This is a genomic window from Streptococcus sp. 20925_1_44 (assembly GCF_041432435.1).
Classification (GTDB): domain Bacteria; phylum Bacillota; class Bacilli; order Lactobacillales; family Streptococcaceae; genus Streptococcus; species Streptococcus infantis.
Window position 1 is genome coordinate 229,124 of the sequence record NZ_JAPVZQ010000001.1, and the last position, 19,121, is coordinate 248,244.

At 38.4% G+C, this 19,121-nt stretch carries 14 protein-coding genes; all 14 read left to right on the plus strand.

The window, feature by feature from the left end; translation table 11 throughout:
• Positions 1-88: 88 nt before the first annotated feature.
• The 14 genes from rnr to dnaG all read left to right on the plus strand — a co-directional run bounded on the left by rnr (position 89) and on the right by dnaG (position 19,119).
• Positions 89-2,431, plus strand: coding sequence for a ribonuclease R (gene rnr, locus O3643_RS01075; protein ID WP_371499223.1), 2,343 nt, complete (start codon positions 89-91; stop codon positions 2,429-2,431).
• Entirely contained in the window at positions 2,394-2,861 is a 468-nt protein-coding gene (gene smpB, locus O3643_RS01080) for an SsrA-binding protein SmpB (protein WP_001051741.1), read from the plus strand. Before rnr ends, smpB begins: the two co-directional genes overlap by 38 nt.
• 14 nt (positions 2,862-2,875) lie before the next feature.
• On the plus strand, positions 2,876-3,736 hold the full coding sequence (gene tehB / locus O3643_RS01085; protein ID WP_371499225.1) for an SAM-dependent methyltransferase TehB: 861 nt from the start codon (positions 2,876-2,878) through the stop codon (positions 3,734-3,736).
• Between the two features lie 189 nt (positions 3,737-3,925).
• Positions 3,926-5,074 (plus strand): hypothetical protein, encoded by a 1,149-nt coding sequence (locus O3643_RS01090; RefSeq protein WP_371499227.1) that lies wholly within the window; start codon positions 3,926-3,928, stop codon positions 5,072-5,074.
• A gap of 82 nt (positions 5,075-5,156) precedes the next feature.
• Complete coding sequence (locus O3643_RS01095; RefSeq protein WP_371499229.1) at positions 5,157-6,113, plus strand: competence protein CoiA; 957 nt, start codon at positions 5,157-5,159, stop codon at positions 6,111-6,113.
• An 18-nt stretch (positions 6,114-6,131) separates the two neighbouring features.
• Complete coding sequence (gene pepF / locus O3643_RS01100) at positions 6,132-7,934, plus strand: oligoendopeptidase F (protein WP_371499231.1); 1,803 nt, start codon at positions 6,132-6,134, stop codon at positions 7,932-7,934.
• A gap of 1 nt (position 7,935) precedes the next feature.
• Positions 7,936-8,649 carry an O-methyltransferase gene (locus O3643_RS01105; protein WP_371499233.1) on the plus strand — a complete coding sequence of 238 codons (714 nt, stop codon included), beginning with the start codon at positions 7,936-7,938 and terminating at the stop codon, positions 8,647-8,649.
• Positions 8,650-8,723: 74 nt separating this feature from the next.
• On the plus strand, positions 8,724-9,713 hold the full coding sequence (gene prsA, locus O3643_RS01110; protein WP_371499235.1) for a peptidylprolyl isomerase PrsA: 990 nt from the start codon (positions 8,724-8,726) through the stop codon (positions 9,711-9,713).
• Between the two features lie 211 nt (positions 9,714-9,924).
• On the plus strand, positions 9,925-11,136 hold the full coding sequence (gene ftsW, locus O3643_RS01115; protein ID WP_371499237.1) for a cell division peptidoglycan polymerase FtsW: 1,212 nt from the start codon (positions 9,925-9,927) through the stop codon (positions 11,134-11,136).
• A 23-nt stretch (positions 11,137-11,159) separates the two neighbouring features.
• Positions 11,160-13,985, plus strand: a complete 2,826-nt coding sequence (gene ppc, locus O3643_RS01120) for a phosphoenolpyruvate carboxylase (protein WP_371499239.1) — start codon at positions 11,160-11,162, stop codon at positions 13,983-13,985.
• A 442-nt stretch (positions 13,986-14,427) separates the two neighbouring features.
• Positions 14,428-15,426 (plus strand): tryptophan ABC transporter substrate-binding protein, encoded by a 999-nt coding sequence (gene trpX, locus O3643_RS01125; RefSeq protein ID WP_371499240.1) that lies wholly within the window; start codon positions 14,428-14,430, stop codon positions 15,424-15,426.
• Positions 15,427-15,486: 60 nt separating this feature from the next.
• Positions 15,487-16,353 carry an ABC transporter permease gene (locus tag O3643_RS01130; protein ID WP_036752806.1) on the plus strand — a complete coding sequence of 289 codons (867 nt, stop codon included), beginning with the start codon at positions 15,487-15,489 and terminating at the stop codon, positions 16,351-16,353.
• Positions 16,350-17,108 (plus strand): ABC transporter ATP-binding protein, encoded by a 759-nt coding sequence (locus tag O3643_RS01135; RefSeq protein WP_371499243.1) that lies wholly within the window; start codon positions 16,350-16,352, stop codon positions 17,106-17,108. Before O3643_RS01130 ends, O3643_RS01135 begins: the two co-directional genes overlap by 4 nt.
• A gap of 250 nt (positions 17,109-17,358) precedes the next feature.
• Positions 17,359-19,119 carry a DNA primase gene (gene dnaG, locus O3643_RS01140; RefSeq protein ID WP_371499245.1) on the plus strand — a complete coding sequence of 587 codons (1,761 nt, stop codon included), beginning with the start codon at positions 17,359-17,361 and terminating at the stop codon, positions 19,117-19,119.
• The last annotated feature ends 2 nt before the right edge of the window (positions 19,120-19,121 follow it).

The window sequence follows — 19,121 nt, forward strand, 5'->3', positions numbered from 1 at the left end:
AATGGGCGAGACTAGGTCTTTGCCTATTTTTATTTTTGAAAGAAATAAGGTTTTACACCAAAAAAATTTAACAATCTAGAAAGAAAACATGAAAGATAGAATAAAAGAATATTTAAAAGAAAAGGGACGAGTCACTGTAAATGACTTGGCCCAAGCTCTTGGAAAGGATGGTTCCAAGGACTTTCGAGAGCTCATTAAAACCTTGTCCCTGATGGAGAGAAAGCACCAAATTCGCTTTGAAGAAGATGGTAGTCTCACCTTGGACCAAAAGAAGAAACACGAGATTACTCTTAAAGGAACTTTTCATGCCCATAAAAATGGCTTCGGCTTTGTTAGTCTCGAAGGTGAGGAAGACGATCTTTTTGTAGGAAAAAATGATGTGAACTATGCCATTGATGGCGATACTGTTGAAATTGTAATCAAGAAGGTTGCGGATCGCCAAAGAGGAACTGCAGCTGAAGCAAAGATTATCGATATTTTAGAACACAGTTTGACGACGGTTGTTGGTCAAATCATTCTTGATGAGGAAAAACCCAAGTATGCAGGTTACATCCGTTCAAAAAATCAAAAGATTAGTCAACCAATCTACGTTAAGAAGCCAGCTATTCAATTAGACGGTACAGAAGTTCTCAAGGTCTTTATCGATAAGTACCCAAGTAAGAAACACGATTTTTTTGTCGCTAGTGTGCTAGATGTGGTTGGACATTCTACAGATGCAGGGATTGATGTTCTTGAGGTCTTGGAATCAATGGACATTGTATCTGAGTTTCCAGAGACTGTTCTCAAAGAGGCAGAAAATGTGCCAGACGCTCCATCAGAGAAAGATCTGGAAGGTCGTCTAGACTTAAGAGATGAAATTACCTTTACCATTGATGGGGCTGATGCCAAGGACTTGGACGACGCTGTTCACATCAAACCATTGAAAAATGGAAATATCGAACTAGGTGTTCACATTGCCGATGTCTCCTACTATGTGACCGAGGGTTCTGCTCTTGACAAGGAAGCCCTCAATCGTGCGACCTCTGTCTATGTGACAGACCGTGTAGTTCCAATGCTTCCAGAACGCCTCTCAAACGGAATCTGTTCTCTTAACCCTCAAGTGGACCGCTTGACTCAATCTGCTATTATGGAGATTGATAAAAATGGTCGTGTTCGTAATTATACGATTACTCAGACTGTTATCAAGACAAGTTTTCGTATGACTTATAGTGATGTGAACGACATTTTAGCTGGTGACGAGGAGAAGAGACAAGACTATAAGAAAATTGTTCCTAGTATCGAACTTATGGCCAAACTCCATGAGACTTTGGAAAGTATGCGAATCAAGCGTGGTGCTTTAAATTTTAATACCAATGAAGCTAAGATTTTAGTCGATAAAAAAGGCAAGCCAGTTGATATTGTCCTTCGTCATCGTGGTGTTGCTGAACGTATGATTGAGTCCTTTATGTTGATTGCTAACGAAACAGTTGCCGAGCACTTCAGCAAGCTGGACCTACCTTTTATCTATCGTATCCACGAGGAACCTAAAGCTGAAAAAGTTCAGAAATTTATTGATTACGCTTCAAGTTTTGGATTACGAATCTATGGGACTGCCAGTGAGATAAGTCAGGAAGCCCTCCAAGATATCATGCGTGCTGTTGAAGGAGAGCCATATGCGGATGTATTGTCCATGATGCTTCTGCGTTCGATGCAGCAGGCACGTTATTCTGAGCATAATCACGGTCACTATGGATTAGCTGCAAACTACTACACTCACTTTACCAGCCCAATTCGTCGTTATCCTGACCTTCTTGTTCACCGGATGATTCGTGACTATGGACGTTCTAAGGATGTAGCAGATCATTTTGAACAAGTCATTCCAGAGATTGCTACCCAGTCTTCCAACCGTGAGCGCCGTGCTATCGAGGCAGAGCGTGAAGTCGAAGCTATGAAAAAAGCTGAGTACATGGAAGAGTATGTTGGTGAAGAGTATGATGCAGTTGTTTCAAGTATCGTTAAATTTGGTCTTTTTGTTGAATTACCAAATACAGTTGAAGGCTTGATTCACATTACCAATCTACCTGAATTTTACCATTTTAATGAACGCGATTTAACCCTCCGTGGGGAGAAATCAGGAACAACCTTCCGTGTAGGACAACAGATTCGTATTCGTGTCGAAAGAGCCGATAAGATGACTGGTGAGATCGATTTCTCCTTTATTCCAAGTGAATTTGATGTGATTGAAAAAGGTTTGAAAGGCTCTGGTCGTAAGGATAGAGGGCGTCGTTCAGATAAGAAAGAAGACAAGAGAAAATCTGGTCGCTTAGGTGATAAGCGCAAGCATTCTCCAAAAGACAAAAAGAAAAAAAGCAAGAAACCTTTTTATAAGGAAGTAGCAAAGAAAGGAGCCAAGCATGGCAAAGGGCGAGGGAAAGGTCGTCGCGCAAAATAAAAAGGCGCACCACGACTATACAATCGTAGATACGCTAGAAGCAGGAATGGTCCTGACAGGAACTGAAATCAAGAGTGTTCGAGCAGCCCGCATCAATCTGAAAGATGGGTTTGCCCAGGTTAAGAATGGGGAAGTTTGGCTGAGTAATGTCCATATCGCTCCTTATGAAGAGGGTAATATCTGGAACCAGGAGCCAGAACGCCGTCGTAAACTTCTCCTTCATAAAAAACAAATCCAGAAATTAGAGCAAGAAACCAAAGGGACAGGGATGACCTTGGTTCCTCTTAAAGTTTACATCAAAGATGGTTACGCCAAGCTTCTTTTAGGACTTGCAAAAGGGAAACACGACTATGACAAACGTGAGTCTATCAAACGTCGCGAGCAAGATCGTGATATTGCGCGTGTGATGAAAGCTGTTAACCACCGATAGAAAGAGTGAAGAATATGGAAAAACTAGTTGCCTACAAACGCATGCCTGTCTGGAATAAAGACACCATGCCAGAGGCTGTTCAAAGAAAACACAATACTAAGGTCGGAACCTGGGGCAAGATTACCGTATTAAAAGGGACTCTTAAGTTTATTGAGTTGACTGAAGACGGGGAAGTTATAGCCGAGCACTTTTTTGAAGCCGGTGCTGATAATCCTATGGCGCAACCTCAAGCCTGGCACAGAGTAGAAGCAACCACAGATGATGTGGAATGGTACTTGGAATTCTACTGTAAACTGGAGGATTACTTCCCTAAGAAATACAATAGCAACCCAGTTCATTCGGAAGTTTTAGAAGCTATGGATACAGTAAAACCATGTAAGGCACTAGACCTAGGATGTGGTCAAGGAAGAAATGCACTCTTTCTAGTTCAACATGGCTTTGATGTCACAGCTGTAGATCAAAATGAGCTATCTCTTGAAATCTTGCAAAGCATTGTGGAGCAAGAAGACTTAGAAATGCCTGTAGGTCTCTACGATATCAATTCAGCTAGCATTGGACAAACTTACGATTTTATCGTATCAACGGTTGTTCTTATGTTTTTACAAGCAGATCGCATTCCAGCTATTATTCAAAACATGCAAGAACAAACCTCAATTGGAGGTTACAATTTGATTGTGTGTGCTATGAATACAGAGGATTATCCTTGCTCAGTCAACTTCCCATTTACGTTCAAAGAGGGTGAGTTGGCAAATTACTACCAGGACTGGGAATTGATCAAGTACAATGAAAATCCAGGTCATTTGCACCGTCGTGATGAGAATGGCAATCGTATCCAACTACGTTTTGCGACCATGTTGGCTAAAAAAGTAAAATAAATGAATAAAAGGGATAGAGAGCAGTCGTTTTCTATTCCTTATTTGTTACCTTAATAAGAAAGGAAAATCTCAATTTATGCTATACTAGAAGTAGGAGAAGTCGATGAAATTAAACAGAATTGTGATAATTTTAAAACGATTCTGATCGACCACTATTCTTTCAGACTTTTTTGTCTAGGAGGTCTTAAGATGACTAGTCTTTTAATTGAACTATACGACCGTCAAACCATTGAGAAAAATGTCTACCAAGCTTTTGTCAGTGATTGTGATGAGATTTTATACCTTTCTACAAGAAAAATTGCTGAGGAAGAAAAGCTATCCTTGAAGCATTTTCTAATGGAACAAGTTCCACACTTAAAACAAGTACATTTTCGACAATTTCACCTAGAAAAAATCTGCCAGGAATTAGACGTGTTTACCAATGATTTTGAGACAGTGACCATCGATGTTTTTGGTGGAGATAATCTATTAGCGATAGTTCTATATCAGTATGGTTTGGAGAAAGGTATTCCCATTATTGCTCTGGATGTTGAACAAGGAAAGCAGTATGCCTGGGAAAGGGATAAGATTTATGATAAACAGTTAGAGATTCCTAGTTTATCCATTGAACAATTGATAGCTTTACGTGGTGGAAAAGTCCTTAAATCAAGAAGGCCTCAGCATTCTAATAAGCAAGTGCTAGCTATTAAAAAATTGGCCAAATATGCTATCGAAAATCCTGAAAAATGGTATCAGATTACCCAATTCTTTGCTCTGGCAAAAACAAATGATTTTCACGCTGAAACAGCAAAAGTTTTGAAGAGTAATGGAAAAATTTATTCATACCCCAGTAGCTTGATTCCTTTGTTCACAAAAGCTAATTTATTGAAAGTAGAAGAGGAAACAACGGATACTGCCACTTATACATTCCCAACACCAGAAGCACATCTGTTATGTCGAACTAAAGGGCATATTTTAGAATTGTATATCTATTTACTAGCTCTCGAGTCGGAGTATTTTGATGAATGTATGATTGGTACTGAAATTGACTGGAATGGGATTTTTCCTGAGGCTGACAATGTTCAAAATGAGATTGATGTTATTCTTCGTAAAGGTCACTCTGTAGTTTTCATTTCTTGTAAAATGACGGATCTAGCAGTTGAAGCTATTAACGAACTTGAAGTATATGCCAATCATTTTGCGGGTGATAATTGTTTGAAAATGATTGTTTGCTCTGGAAAAATCAATCCTGTTTATAGTCATCGTTGTCAGGAATATGGTGTAATGGTGATAAAGCAGGATCAAATACAGAATCTTATTCCCATGTTACGGAAATATATTCGAAAACATCTGAAATAGCTTAGAATTAAATGTGAAAAAGGTTGAGTTGGTCAGCCTTTTTCTGCTTTTTCTTTTCGAATGAATTAGAAAAGGAGAGTTTATGTTTTTAGCTAGAGATAAAAAAGGTCATTTAATCAACGCGTTAGAGAATGAAGTAAAGAAACAAGCTTATTATTGTCCAGCTTGCGGAACGAGTGTTCGCTTGAAAATAGGAAAAAATGTAAGAACTCATTTTGCGCATGAAAGTTTAAAAAGTTGTGATTTTTATCATGAGAATGAAGGTCCAGAACATTTAGATAATAAGGTGGCACTTTTTAATTGGGCTAAGAAAGATGCTGAAGTAGAAATGGAATATCCGATTCCTGAACTTAAGCAAATCGCAGATATCTTTATCAATAAGCAATTAGCGCTGGAAGTTCAGTGTAGTCCTATTTCTTGCGAACTTTTACGGGAGAGAAGCAATGGTTATCGAAGTTTGGGAATTCAAGTTCTTTGGCTATTGGGAGAAAAGCTCTGGCTAAAAGAGCGACTAACTAAACTTCAAAGAGATTTTCTTTATTTTAGTCATAATATGGGATTCTATCTTTGGGAGTTAGACCATAAAAGACAAGTTTTGAGGCTCAAGTACCTCCTTCACCAAGATTTAAAAGGGAAACTCCATTATCAGCTCAAGGAATTTTCTTATGGCAAAGGAAATCTCCTAGAAATTTTACGTAGTCCTTACCAGCAGCAAGAGCTAACTGTTTTTTCAGTCGAACAGGACAAGAATATTTGTCATTACATTCAAAAACAACTCTATTATCAAAACCCCTATTGGATGAAACAACAAGCCCAAGCTTACTTAAGAGGAGAAAATCTTTTAAATCTAAAAAAACAGGACTGGTATCCCCAAGTAAGGCCGATAGAACATGGTCATTTTTGTCAGATAAGTCAAAATCTATATGATTATTACCGCAACTTTCAGGCTTATTATGAACTGAATCCACAAAATCAGCAACAAAAGCTCTATCCACCTGCCTTTTATCAGCAGTATTTCTCGAAAAATATGGTAAAATAGAAAGGATGGAGGAAATTTATGGTATTACAACGAAATGAAATCAATGAAAAAGATACATGGGATCTATCAACGATCTTTGAAACAGACCAAAAATGGGAAGAAGAATTAGCCTTATTAACAGAGGACACAAAAGAAGCAGCTAGTCTTGAAGGGCATCTTTTGGATAGCGCAGAAAGCCTTCTTAATATTACAGAGCGTTATTTGGATTTGAGTCGTCGTCTTGAAAAACTCTATGTCTACGCTCATATGAAAAACGACCAGGATACACGAGTTGCTAAATATCAAGAATACTATGCAAAGGCAATGACTCTATACAGTCAACTAGATCAGGTATTCTCTTTCTATGAGCCAGAATTTATGGCAATTACTGAAGAGCAGTATCAAAACTTTTTAGCAGAAGAACCAAAACTTCAGCCTTATAAACACTTCTTTGATAAACTTTTGCAAAATAAGGAACATGTCCTTTCACAACGTGAAGAAGAGTTGCTTGCAGGTGCTGGTGAAATCTTCGGGGCTGCTAGTGAAACCTTTGCTATCTTAGATAATGCAGATATCGTCTTTCCATTTGTTAAAGATGAAGATGGTAACGAGGTACAGTTGTCGCACGGTGTCTATATGCGCTTAGTAGAATCTAAGAACCGTGACGTTCGTCGTGGTGCATATGAAGCACTATACTCTACCTATGAGCAATATCAACACACTTACGCTAAAACTTTGCAGACAAATGTAAAAGTACAAAACTACCGTGCAAAAGTTCGGAACTACAAGAGTGCGCGTGAAGCAGCCCTTGCGGCCAACTTTGTTCCAGAAAGTGTCTATGACAACTTAGTATCTGCTGTTCGTAAGCATTTGCCATTATTGCATCGTTATCTTGCACTTCGTTCAAAAATCTTGGGTATTCCAGACCTTAAAATGTACGATGTCTATACACCACTGTCTTCAGTAGAATACAGCTTTACTTATGAGGAAGCCTTGAAGAAGGCAGAGGAAGCTTTGGCTGTTCTTGGTGAGGATTACTTGAGTCGTGTTAAACGCGCCTTTAGCGAACGTTGGATTGATGTGTATGAAAATCAAGGCAAGCGTTCAGGTGCATACTCTGGTGGTTCCTACGATACTAACGCCTTCATGCTCCTTAACTGGCAAGATAACTTAGACAATCTCTTTACTCTTGTACATGAGACAGGTCATAGTATGCATTCAAGCTACACGCGTGAAACCCAACCTTATGTATACGGAGATTATTCAATCTTCTTGGCAGAAATTGCTTCAACAACCAATGAAAATATCTTAACTGAAAAATTATTACAAGAAGTTCAAGATGACGCAACACGCTTCGCTATTCTCAATAACTTCTTGGATGGTTTCCGTGGAACAGTGTTCCGCCAAACTCAATTTGCTGAATTTGAACATGCTATTCACCAAGCTGATCAAAATGGTGAAGTCTTGACAAGCGAGTTCTTAAACAATCTCTATGCTGACTTGAACCAAGAATATTATGGTTTGAGCAAGGAAGACAATCCTCAAATTCAGTACGAGTGGGCTCGTATCCCTCATTTTTACTATAATTACTATGTATATCAATATTCAACAGGCTTTGCAGCAGCTTCGGCCTTGGCTGAAAAGATTGTTCACGGTAGTCAAGATGATCGTGACCGTTATATTGATTACCTCAAGGCTGGGAAGTCAGACTATCCTCTAAATATCATGCGAAAAGCTGGTGTTGATATGGAAAAAGAAGACTATCTTAATGATGCCTTTGCAGTCTTTGAACGTCGTTTGGATGAGTTCGAAGCCCTTGTTGAGAAATTAGGATTAGCATAAAATGGTTGAGTCATACAGTAAAAATGCTAACCATAACATGCGACGGCCTGTTGTTAAGGATGAGATTGTGGAATTTATGCGCCACAGACAAGAGCAGGTGACTGGTTCTTTAAAAGAACTAGAAAACTTTGCTCGCAAGGAGAATATTCCTATCATTCCTCATGAAACAGTCGCTTATTTCCGTTTCCTAATAGAAACAATTCAACCAAAAAATATTTTAGAAATTGGAACGGCAATTGGATTTTCAGCTCTTTTAATGGCAAATCATGCTCCAAATGCAAAAATAACAACCATTGATCGGAATCCTGAAATGATTGGTTTTGCCAAGGAAAATTTCGCCAAGTTTGATGATCGCCAACAAATCACTCTTTTGGAAGGCGATGCGGTAGACGTTTTGTCAACATTGACAGAGACCTATGATTTTGTTTTTATGGATTCTGCAAAATCTAAATACATCGTTTTTTTGCCAGAAATCCTCAAACACCTTGAGGTTGGTGGAGTAGTTGTCTTGGATGATATTTTCCAAGGTGGAGACATTGCTAAGGATATTATGGAAGTCCGACGCGGGCAACGAACCATTTATCGTGGTTTGCAAAGACTATTTGACGCAACTCTAAACAATCCGGGATTAACAGCTAGTCTGGTTCCTCTTGGAGATGGAATTTTGATGCTAAGAAAGAATCAAGCAGAAATAGAACTGCCTGATGTTGATTAATTTCAGATATTTTTAAGACAATTTAGTAAAATAGATAAGGTAAACATTTATCTAGTGTATAAAAAGGAGTAAACATGAAGAAAAAATTATTGGCTGGTGCCATCACTTTGTTATCAGTAGCTACTTTGGCTGCTTGTTCAAATAGCTCTCAAGGAGCTGACCTCATCAGTATGAAGGGTGATGTCATCACTGAGCACCAATTTTATGAAGAAGTGAAAAACAACTCAACTGCTCAACAAATCTTGCTTAATATGACAATCCAAAAAGTTTTTGAAAAACAATATGGATCTGAAGTAAGTGACAAAGAAGTAGAAGATGCAGTAGCAGAAGAGCAAAAAAGATATGGTGATAGCTATCAAATCGTTCTTTCTCGTGCTGGTATGACAGCAGAAAGCCGTAAAGCTCAAATTCGTACAAGTAAACTAGTTGAATATGCTGTTAAGAAAGCTGCAGAAGCTGAATTGACAGATGAGAACTACAAAAAAGCTTACGATGAGTACACACCAGAAGTAACTGCTCAAGTTATTAAACTTGACAGTGAAGATAAGGCTAAGGAAGTACTTGCGAAAGCACAAGAATCTGGAGCTGACTTTGCACAATTGGCTAAGGATAATTCAACTGACGAAAAGACAAAAGCAAATGGTGGAGAAATCACTTTTGACTCTGCATCAACAGAATTGCCAGACGTTGTTAAAAAAGCAGCCTTTGCCCTTAATGTTGATGGAATCTCTGATGTGATCACAGCTCCAGGTACACAAGCTTATTCAAACAGTTTCTATATTGTGAAATTGACCAAGAAAACAGAAAAATCTTCTAACTGGGAAGATTATAAAGAAAAATTGAAGACAGTTATCCTGACTCAAAAACAAAATGATGCTACTTTTGTTCAAGGTGTAATTAGTAAAGAGTTGCAGGCAGCAAATATCAAGGTTAAAGACCAAGCCTTCCAAAATATCTTTACTCAGTACATTCAAAGTGATACAACAACTCAAACAACAACTACATCAGCAGCAACTGAAACGACAACAACTGCAGCTGAAACGACAACAACATCTTCAAACTAAAGATGAAAACTCTATCTTTCTACTCTTGAAAGGTAGAGTTTTTTGAAGTTTTCTTAGCTAAAAGTTAAAAATATAAATAAATGTTAGTGAATTCTAAAAGCTTAAATTCTAGGCTTTAACGGATAAGAGTTTTTTTCTAGTCTAAAAAGTGGTATAATAGCATGTAAAACTAGAATTAATAGAAAATTAAAAATTTAGTAGATGGTGAAATATGAAAATTAGTAAAAGGCACCTGTTGAATTACTCTATTTTAGTGCCCTATATTCTCTTATCCGTTCTGGGATTGATAGTGGTATATTCAACAACGAGTGCATCCTTGATTCAGGAGGGTAAGAGCGCTTTTCAATTGGTTCGAAATCAGGGCTTGTTTTGGATCGTTAGTTTGTTGCTTATTGCAGTAATCTATAAGCTGAAACTTGGTTTTCTTCGAAACGAACGTTTGTTATTTATCGTTATGTTTGCTGAGTTAGTGTTACTAGCTTTAGCTCGTTTGATTGGGATTCCCATCAATGGTGCTTACGGTTGGATCAAAGTAGGACCTATTACTGTTCAGCCTGCGGAATACTTGAAAATTATCATCATTTGGTACTTGGCTCAACGTTTTTCAAAACAACAAGAAGAAATTGCCGTTTATGATTTCCAAGTATTGACTCAAAATCAATGGCTTCCTAGATCGTTTAATGACTGGCGATTTGTACTTCTAGTCATGATTGGAAGTTTGGCTATTTTCCCAGACCTAGGAAATGCTACCATTCTCTTCTTAGTAGCATTGTTGATGTACTCAATTAGTGGGATAGCTCACCGATGGTTTGCAACTATTCTTGGAGTATTGACCAGTTTGTCCTTTGTTTCTCTAACAACCATTAAGCTTGTTGGTGTTGATAAGTTTTCTAAGATTCCAGTATTTGGATACGTAGCTAAACGATTCAGTGCTTTCTTTAATCCATTTGATGATGTCGCTGGTGCAGGACACCAGTTGGCAAATTCATACTATGCTATGGTAAATGGAGGATGGTTTGGGCTAGGATTAGGAAACTCTATCGAAAAACGAGGCTATCTACCTGAGGCACACACGGACTTTGTTTTCTCTATTGTAATTGAAGAGTTTGGATTTGTTGGTGCCAGTCTTATCTTAGCTCTATTATTCTTCCTAATTCTTCGTATTATTTTAGTGGGGGTACGAGCAAAAGATCCGTTCAACTCTATGGTAGCAATCGGTATTGGTGGAATGATTTTAATTCAGGTATTCGTTAATATCGGAGGGATTTCAGGATTGATTCCTTCAACAGGTGTAACCTTCCCATTCCTTTCACAAGGGGGGAATAGTCTCCTGGTTCTATCAGTAGCTATCGCCTTTGTGTTAAATATCGATGCTAGTGAAAAACGTGCAAAACTCTACAGCGAATATGAAGCACAGCTCTAAGAAAATGTGACAAGGAGAAAAATATGTCTCTTCAAAAACTAGAAAATAACAGAAACAAAACTGTAGTCCAAGAAGAAGTTCAAATCTTGACAGATTTACTTGAAGATATCACGAAAAATATGCTTCCTGCTGAGACTTTTGACAAGATTATGCAGTTGAAGAAACTATCATCAAATCTAGACTATCAAGGACTAGATAAGGTAGTGAGAAACCTTTCAAATGATGAAATGGTCTACATCTCTAGATATTTCTCTATTTTACCACTTTTGATTAACATCTCCGAAGACGTAGACTTAGCTTATGAGATTAACCATCTAAACAATATTGATCAAGATTATCTTGGTAAATTGTCAACAACCATTGAAATGGTTGCTGAAAAAGAAAATGCGGCTGAAATTCTTGAACATCTGAACGTGGTGCCTGTATTAACAGCCCATCCAACTCAGGTTCAACGTAAGAGTATGCTGGACTTGACTAATCATATCCATACTCTCTTGCGTAAATACCGTGACGTGAGAATGGGACTTATTAACAAAGAAAAATGGCACAATGATCTTCGTCGCTACATTGAAATTATCATGCAGACGGATATGATTCGTGAGAAGAAACTAAAAGTAACGAATGAAATCACAAACGTGATGGAATATTACAATAGTTCTTTCCTACAAGCTGTACCAAATCTAATGTTAGAGTATAAGCGTCTTGCTAAAGAGCAAGGAATTGACCTAAAACAAGCAAAACCTATCACCATGGGAATGTGGATTGGTGGAGACCGTGATGGCAATCCATTTGTAACTGCTGAGACACTCATGCGTTCTGCTACCATTCAAAGTGAAGTGATCTTCAACTACTATATCAGCAAGATTTCTAGTCTCTATCGCACATTCTCTCTTTCTACTAATCTATCCAAGACAAGCAAGGCTGTTGAAGAAATGGCTGCTCAATCTAGTGATACATCTGTCTTTCGTGAGAAAGAACCTTATCGTCGTGCTTTTCACTTTATTCAATCTAAATTGATTCAAACTCTCTTAAATTTGAAAGAGTGGGCTCTTGTCGGCTCATCGGCAGATGAACGCCATCATATTGAACGACTCTTTGGAACTCAAGGGCATCAACAAGGAGTGGTTACTGACTATATTAGTAATCGTCTCTCAGGAGCTATTCAAGAATTGGCTGAAGATCGTCCTCCTTACTACGAAACAATTGAAGAATTTAAACAAGACTTAGCTATCATTAAAGATTCATTGCTTGAAAATAAGGCAGAAGCCTTGCTTACTGGAGAGTTTGCCGAGCTTTTGGAAGCTGTTGAAGTCTTTGGCTTCTTCTTGGCATCTATCGATATGCGCCAAGACTCAAGTGTTCATGAAGCCTGTGTTGCTGAATTGTTAGCATCTGCTGGAATTAATGACCATTATAGCGATCTTTCAGAAGATGAGAAGTGCGAGTTGCTTTTACATGAACTATTAGAAGACCCTCGAATCTTGTCAGCTACTCATGCTGAAAAATCTGAACTTCTTGAAAAAGAATTAGCCATTTTCAAAACTGCACGTGAATTAAAAGATCGTTTGGGAGAAGACGTCATTCGTCAAACGATTATTTCTCATGCAACCAGCGTATCTGATATGTTAGAATTGGCGATTATGCTGAAAGAAGTCGGTCTTGTGGATGCTGAAAAAGCACGTGTTCAAATCGTGCCTCTCTTTGAAACAATTGAGGATTTGGATCATTCCGAAGAGACTATGAGAAAGTATTTCTCTTTACCGCTTGCTAAGAAGTGGATTGCTTCAAAAGATAATTATCAAGAAATTATGCTAGGTTACTCTGATAGTAACAAGGATGGTGGTTATCTATCATCTTGTTGGACTCTATACAAAGCTCAACAACAATTAACTGCTATCGGTGATGAATTTGGAGTCAAAGTAACCTTCTTCCACGGTCGTGGTGGTACTGTTGGTCGTGGTGGTGGCCCTACTTATGACGCCATTGCTTCTCAACCGCTCAAGTCAATTAAAGACCGTATTCGATTAACTGAACAAGGTGAAGTTATCGGAAATAAATACGGAAACAAGGATGCAGCTTACTATAACTTGGAAATGTTGGTATCAGCGGCTATCAACCGTATGATTACACAGAAGAAGAGTGATACTAATACATCAAATCGCTATGAGGCGATCATGGACCAAGTGGTCAGTCGTAGCTATGATATCTACCGTGAACTAGTATTTGGAAATGATCATTTCTACGATTATTTCTTTGAATCTAGTCCAATCAAGAATATTTCAAGCTTTAATATTGGTTCTCGTCCAGCAGCACGTAAAACAATCACTGAAATTGGTGGTCTACGTGCCATTCCTTGGGTATTCTCATGGTCACAAAGTCGTGTCATGTTCCCAGGTTGGTATGGTGTTGGTTCAAGCTTCAAGGAATTTATTGATCAAGATCCAAAAAATATTGAATACCTTCGTGACATGTATCAGAACTGGCCTTTCTTCCAGTCACTCCTATCTAACGTTGATATGGTTCTATCAAAATCAAATATGAATATTGCTTTTGAATATGCTAAACTTTGTGAAAGTGAAGAAGTACAAGCAATCTACTATACTATTTTGGATGAATGGCAATTGACTAAGAATGTTATCCTGGCTATCGAAGGCTATGATGAACTTTTGGCAGAAAATACTTACTTGAAAGACAGTCTAAATTACCGCATGCCTTATTTCAATGTTCTTAACTATATTCAGTTAGAGTTGATTAAGCGTCAACGTCGTGGTGAGCTTTCTTCAGATGAAGAAAGATTGATTCATACGACTATTAACGGAATTGCTACAGGATTACGTAATTCAGGTTAATAAAAGCAATATTTTCCAAAAACCGTAGGAATTTTCATAATTTTTTAAAATAATTCATGAAAATCCTTGACAAGTTTTAGTAAAATGATATAATTTAAGCATTCAGAAAGTAATCATCGAATTTTTTTAGCGAGTCTGTGGTTGGTGGAAACAGACAGAAGAAGATGATGAAATTGGGCTGGATGTTATTAAGAATTTGAAATCATAAGAATTCGGTGCGCACACCTTACAGTGCAACTCGTGAAGCGAGATTGAGAGATAGGGGATTCCCTATAATTGAGGTGGCACCGCGCATCGACGTCCTCACACAAGTTTTTTGTGTGAGGACTTTTTCTATGGGGAGGAAAAAATGATGGAAATCAAACGATGGCGACGCTTGGTAAAGTTATATTGAAAGTGACATGAACATTACGAAGTTTAAGTGAAATAAGGAGAAATAGATATGAATAAACGTTTAATTGGTATTATTGTAGCACTAGCACTTGTAGTTGGAGGAAGCTTGGTCTACTCTAACTTAACGAAACAAGATACTAAAACCGAGACAGCTAGCAAAACAGCTAAGGTTGGTGTTCTACAGTTCGTCAGTCACCCATCGCTTGACTTGATCTACCAAGGTATCCAAGATGGACTTGCTGAAGAAGGCTATAAAGGCGACCAAGTTAAAATCGACTTTATGAACTCAGAAGGTGACCAAAGTAAGGTTGCAACAATGAGTAAACAATTGGTGTCAAATGGAAATGATGTTGTTGTCGGAATTGCGACACCTGCAGCTCAGGGTCTAGCAAGTGCAACAAAAGACCTTCCTGTTATCATGGCAGCTATTACAGACCCAGTTGGAGCTAACCTTGTACAAAACTTGGAAAAACCAGGTGGGAACATCACTGGAGTTTCTGACCACAACCCTGCTGAGCAACAAGTTGAATTAATTAAAGCTTTGACACCTGACGTTAAAACAATCGGAGCTCTCTACTCAAGTAGTGAAGATAACTCAAAATCACAAGTCGAAGAATTCAAAGCTTACGCTGAAAAAGCTGGTTTGAAAGTAGAGACTTTTGCAGTTCCTTCAACTAACGAAATTGCTTCTACAGTAAACGTTATGACTGGTAAAGTAGATGCAATCTGGGTTCCAATTGACAACACAATCGCATCTGCGTTCTCAACTGTAGTATCAAGCAACCAAACAGCTAAAAAACCAATCTACCCAAGTGCGACTGCCATGGTAGAAGCAGGTGGTTTGGCATCAGTCGTTGTGGACCAACACGATCTTGGTGTTGCTACCGGTAAGATGATTGCCAAAGTCTTGAAGGGTGAAAAACCAGCTGATACTCCAGTTAATGTCTTCTCAACTGGTAAATCAGTTATCAATAAAAAAGTGGCTCAAGAACTTGGAATCACTATACCTGAATCAGTTCTTAAAGAAGCTGGTCAAGTAATCGAATAAGAATGAAGGAGGAGTTGGAGACATCTCCTCCAATTTTTAAAAGAAGGAAATGAATGTAACATGATAGTATCGATTATTTCACAAGGATTTGTCTGGGCTATTCTAGGTTTGGGAATCTTTATGACCTTTCGAATCCTCAACTTTCCAGATATGACAACCGAGGGTTCCTTCCCGCTTGGAGGAGCGGTAGCAGTAACTCTAATTACACAAGGTGTCAATCCTTTTCTTGCTACCTTAGTAGCTGTTGGAGCAGGCTGTCTTGCAGGTTTAGCGACTGGTCTTCTTTACACGAAAGGTAAGATTCCAACACTCTTGTCTGGTATTTTAGTGATGACTTCTTGCCATTCTATCATGCTCATGATTATGGGACGGGCAAACCTTGGGCTCTTAGGAACCAAACAAATCCAGGACGTTCTTCCTTTCTCATCTGAGGTTAATCAATTATTTACAGGTTTGATTTTTGTGACTTTGGTTATCCTTCTTATGCTTTTCTTCCTAGATACTAAATTGGGACAAGCTTATATCGCAACAGGAGATAATCCAGATATGGCTCGTAGTTTTGGTATCAATACTGGACGTATGGAGTTGATGGGCTTGGTCTTGTCAAATGGTGTGATCGCACTTGCTGGTGCTCTTATCGCTCAACAAGAAGGATATGCAGATGTTTCTCGTGGTATCGGGGTTATCGTAGTTGGTCTTGCAAGCTTAATTATCGGAGAAGTACTCTTTAAGAGTCTTACATTAGCAGAACGTCTGGTTACTATTGTTGTTGGTTCTATTAGCTACCAATTCTTGGTATGGGGAGTCATTGCTCTTGGCTTTAATACTAGCTACCTCCGTCTATACAGTGCTCTTATCCTAGCAACTTGTCTAGTCATTCCAACCCTTAAGGATAAATACTTGAAAGGAGTCAAGTTAAGCAAATGACAGCGATTGTTGAATTAAGAAATGCCACTAAAATTGTTAAAAATGGCTTTGACGAGGAAAAAATTATCCTAAACGATGTTTCTATTGATATTTATGAACACGACTTCATCACAATCTTAGGTGGAAATGGAGCAGGAAAGTCGACTCTCTTTAATAGTATAGCTGGAACGCTACCATTGACTAGTGGTAGTATCCGCATCATGGGTGAGGATGTGACTCATTTTAGTCCTGAAAAACGTGCCAAGTACCTTTCTCGTGTCTTTCAGGATCCTAAGATGGGAACTGCTCCTCGTATGACGGTTGCAGAAAATCTCTTGATTGCTAAGTTTCGTGGGGAAAAACGTGGACTTTTTCCGAGAAGACTCTCAGCTTACAAGGAAGAATTTCAAGAAACCATTGAGAAGGTTGGAAATGGCTTAGAAAAACACTTGGATACACCGATTGAATTCTTGTCAGGTGGACAAAGACAGGCCTTGAGCCTCTTGATGGCAACCTTGAAACGTCCTGAACTCCTTTTGTTGGATGAACATACGGCAGCCCTTGACCCTAAAACAAGTGTGGCCTTGATGGAATTGACAGATGACTTTGTCAGCAAGGACCATCTAACAGCATTGATGATTACCCACCATATGGAAGATGCTCTCAAGTATGGAAATCGTCTCATTGTTATGAAGGAAGGACGAATCATCCAAGATTTAAACAAGGATGAAAAAGCCAAGATGAAGATTTCAGATTACTATCAGTTATTTGAATAAGATTACTTGTTTACAAAAAACTTAGGGATAAAATTTTACCTCTAAGTTTTTTTGTTGAAGCAAATAGAGATTTTTTTATTTATATATTTTTTTCAATTTTAAGTAAATGTGTAATTTCCTAAAATTTTACTTTCGAAAATGCCTATTTTCTATGAAATAGAAGCATGTAAAAGGTGTGAAATGGTTTACTTTTTTTCAGAAATAAGCTATACTATATAAAGTAAACTGTGATAAAATGGAGGTATTGTCTATGGTTGACAAGAGAGTCATCGAAGAAATCAAAAACAATACCAATATTGTCGAAATCATAGGAGAAGTGATTTCTTTACAAAAATCTGGACGGAACTTTTTGGGGCTCTGTCCTTTTCATGGTGAAAAGACCCCTTCCTTTAACGTGGTCGAAGATAAGCAATTTTACCACTGTTTTGGTTGTGGTCGTTCTGGAGACGTCTTTAAGTTTATAGAAGAGTATCAACAAGTAACTTTTTCAGATGCGGTAAGGATTTTAGGTGAGCGTCTGGGGATGCACCTGGAAGCTCCTGTACATAACCCTGTCCCACACACGTCACCCCATCAAAATCTCTACGATATGCATGATAAGGCTGCACGCTTTTATCATGCAATCCTAATGACGACTAAAATGGGTGAGGAGGCGAGAAACTATCTCTATAAACGTGGCTTGACTGATGATGTCATTAAACACTTTATGATTGGTCTAGCTCCAGCAGAACGCTCTTATCTTTATCAGCGTTTAGCAGACGATTATAGTGAGAAGGACTTGCTGGATTCAGGTCTATTTTATCTATCTGAGAGTAACCAATTTTTTGATACTTTCCATAACCGGATTATATTTCCACTCTCAAACGACCAAGGAAAGGTAATTGCTTTCTCTGGACGGATTTGGCAAGAGACAGATTCTCAAAGTGCCAAGTATAAAAATAGTCGAGCAACGGCGATTTTTAACAAGAGTTACGAATTATATCATTTGGATAGAGTAAAAAAAGGCTCAGGTAAAGCTCCTGAAATTTATCTGATGGAAGGCTTTATGGATGTTATTGCAGCCTACCGTGCTGGTATTGAAAATGCAGTAGCTTCCATGGGAACGGCCTTGACTGCTGAACACGTCGAACATCTCAAACGCTTTACGAAAAAAGTGATTATCACTTATGACGGTGATAAGGCAGGACAAGCTGCAACTGCTAAAGCTTTGGACGAGCTTAAAGATCTACCTGTACAAGTAGTCCAGATTCCTGATGCAATGGATCCTGATGAGTATTTACAAAAGAATTCTCCAGAGGATTTGGCTTATCTTTTATCCAATACGCGAATCAGTCCGATTGAGTTTTATATCCATCATTACAAACCTAGTAATAGTGAAAATCTCCAAGCACAGATTGAGTTCATTGAGAAAATTGCACCTCTTATCGTCAAAGAACCTTCTATCACAGCCCAGAACACCTATATTCATTTGTTGACGGATCATTTACCATCTTTTGATTATCAACAAGTTGAGCACATTATCAACGAAAGTCGTGTCAGACAAAGACAAGAAAAAGTGAAGCAGGTTGTTAATCCGACACCAATTACTATGTCGGTTTCTAAACAATTGACGGCAGTCATGAGAGCTGAAGCACATATTATTTATCGTATGATGGAGCACCCCCTTGTGTTGAATGATTATCGTTTGAGAGATGATTTTGTATTTGAAACTCCAGAGTTTCAGACCTTGTATGGACTCTTGATTGATAATGGTTCGATTTCTTCTGAAGACTTGGCAAATCAGACTAGAGAAGTGGAAAATGCTTGGTACCAGGTGTTAGCTTTGGATCTACCTTCTGAGATGTCTCCAGAAGAACTAAAGGAAGTGGAAGAGTCTCGTAATCGTGCTCTTTTGAGTCAACAAAACTTGCAAATTAAAAAGAAAGTTCAGGAAGCTAGTCATGTAGGCGACACAGATACTGCTTTAGAAGAGCTTGAACGCTTAATTGCCCAAAAAAGAAGAATGGAGTAAGA

Coding starts and splice junctions, on each gene's coding strand:
- rnr (WP_371499223.1), top strand. CDS start 89: ATGAAAGATAGAATAAAAGAATATTTAAAAGAAAAGGGACGAGTCACT.
- smpB (WP_001051741.1), top strand. CDS start 2,394: ATGGCAAAGGGCGAGGGAAAGGTCGTCGCGCAAAATAAAAAGGCGCAC.
- tehB (WP_371499225.1), top strand. CDS start 2,876: ATGGAAAAACTAGTTGCCTACAAACGCATGCCTGTCTGGAATAAAGAC.
- O3643_RS01090 (WP_371499227.1), top strand. CDS start 3,926: ATGACTAGTCTTTTAATTGAACTATACGACCGTCAAACCATTGAGAAA.
- O3643_RS01095 (WP_371499229.1), top strand. CDS start 5,157: ATGTTTTTAGCTAGAGATAAAAAAGGTCATTTAATCAACGCGTTAGAG.
- pepF (WP_371499231.1), top strand. CDS start 6,132: ATGGTATTACAACGAAATGAAATCAATGAAAAAGATACATGGGATCTA.
- O3643_RS01105 (WP_371499233.1), top strand. CDS start 7,936: ATGGTTGAGTCATACAGTAAAAATGCTAACCATAACATGCGACGGCCT.
- prsA (WP_371499235.1), top strand. CDS start 8,724: ATGAAGAAAAAATTATTGGCTGGTGCCATCACTTTGTTATCAGTAGCT.
- ftsW (WP_371499237.1), top strand. CDS start 9,925: ATGAAAATTAGTAAAAGGCACCTGTTGAATTACTCTATTTTAGTGCCC.
- ppc (WP_371499239.1), top strand. CDS start 11,160: ATGTCTCTTCAAAAACTAGAAAATAACAGAAACAAAACTGTAGTCCAA.
- trpX (WP_371499240.1), top strand. CDS start 14,428: ATGAATAAACGTTTAATTGGTATTATTGTAGCACTAGCACTTGTAGTT.
- O3643_RS01130 (WP_036752806.1), top strand. CDS start 15,487: ATGATAGTATCGATTATTTCACAAGGATTTGTCTGGGCTATTCTAGGT.
- O3643_RS01135 (WP_371499243.1), top strand. CDS start 16,350: ATGACAGCGATTGTTGAATTAAGAAATGCCACTAAAATTGTTAAAAAT.
- dnaG (WP_371499245.1), top strand. CDS start 17,359: ATGGTTGACAAGAGAGTCATCGAAGAAATCAAAAACAATACCAATATT.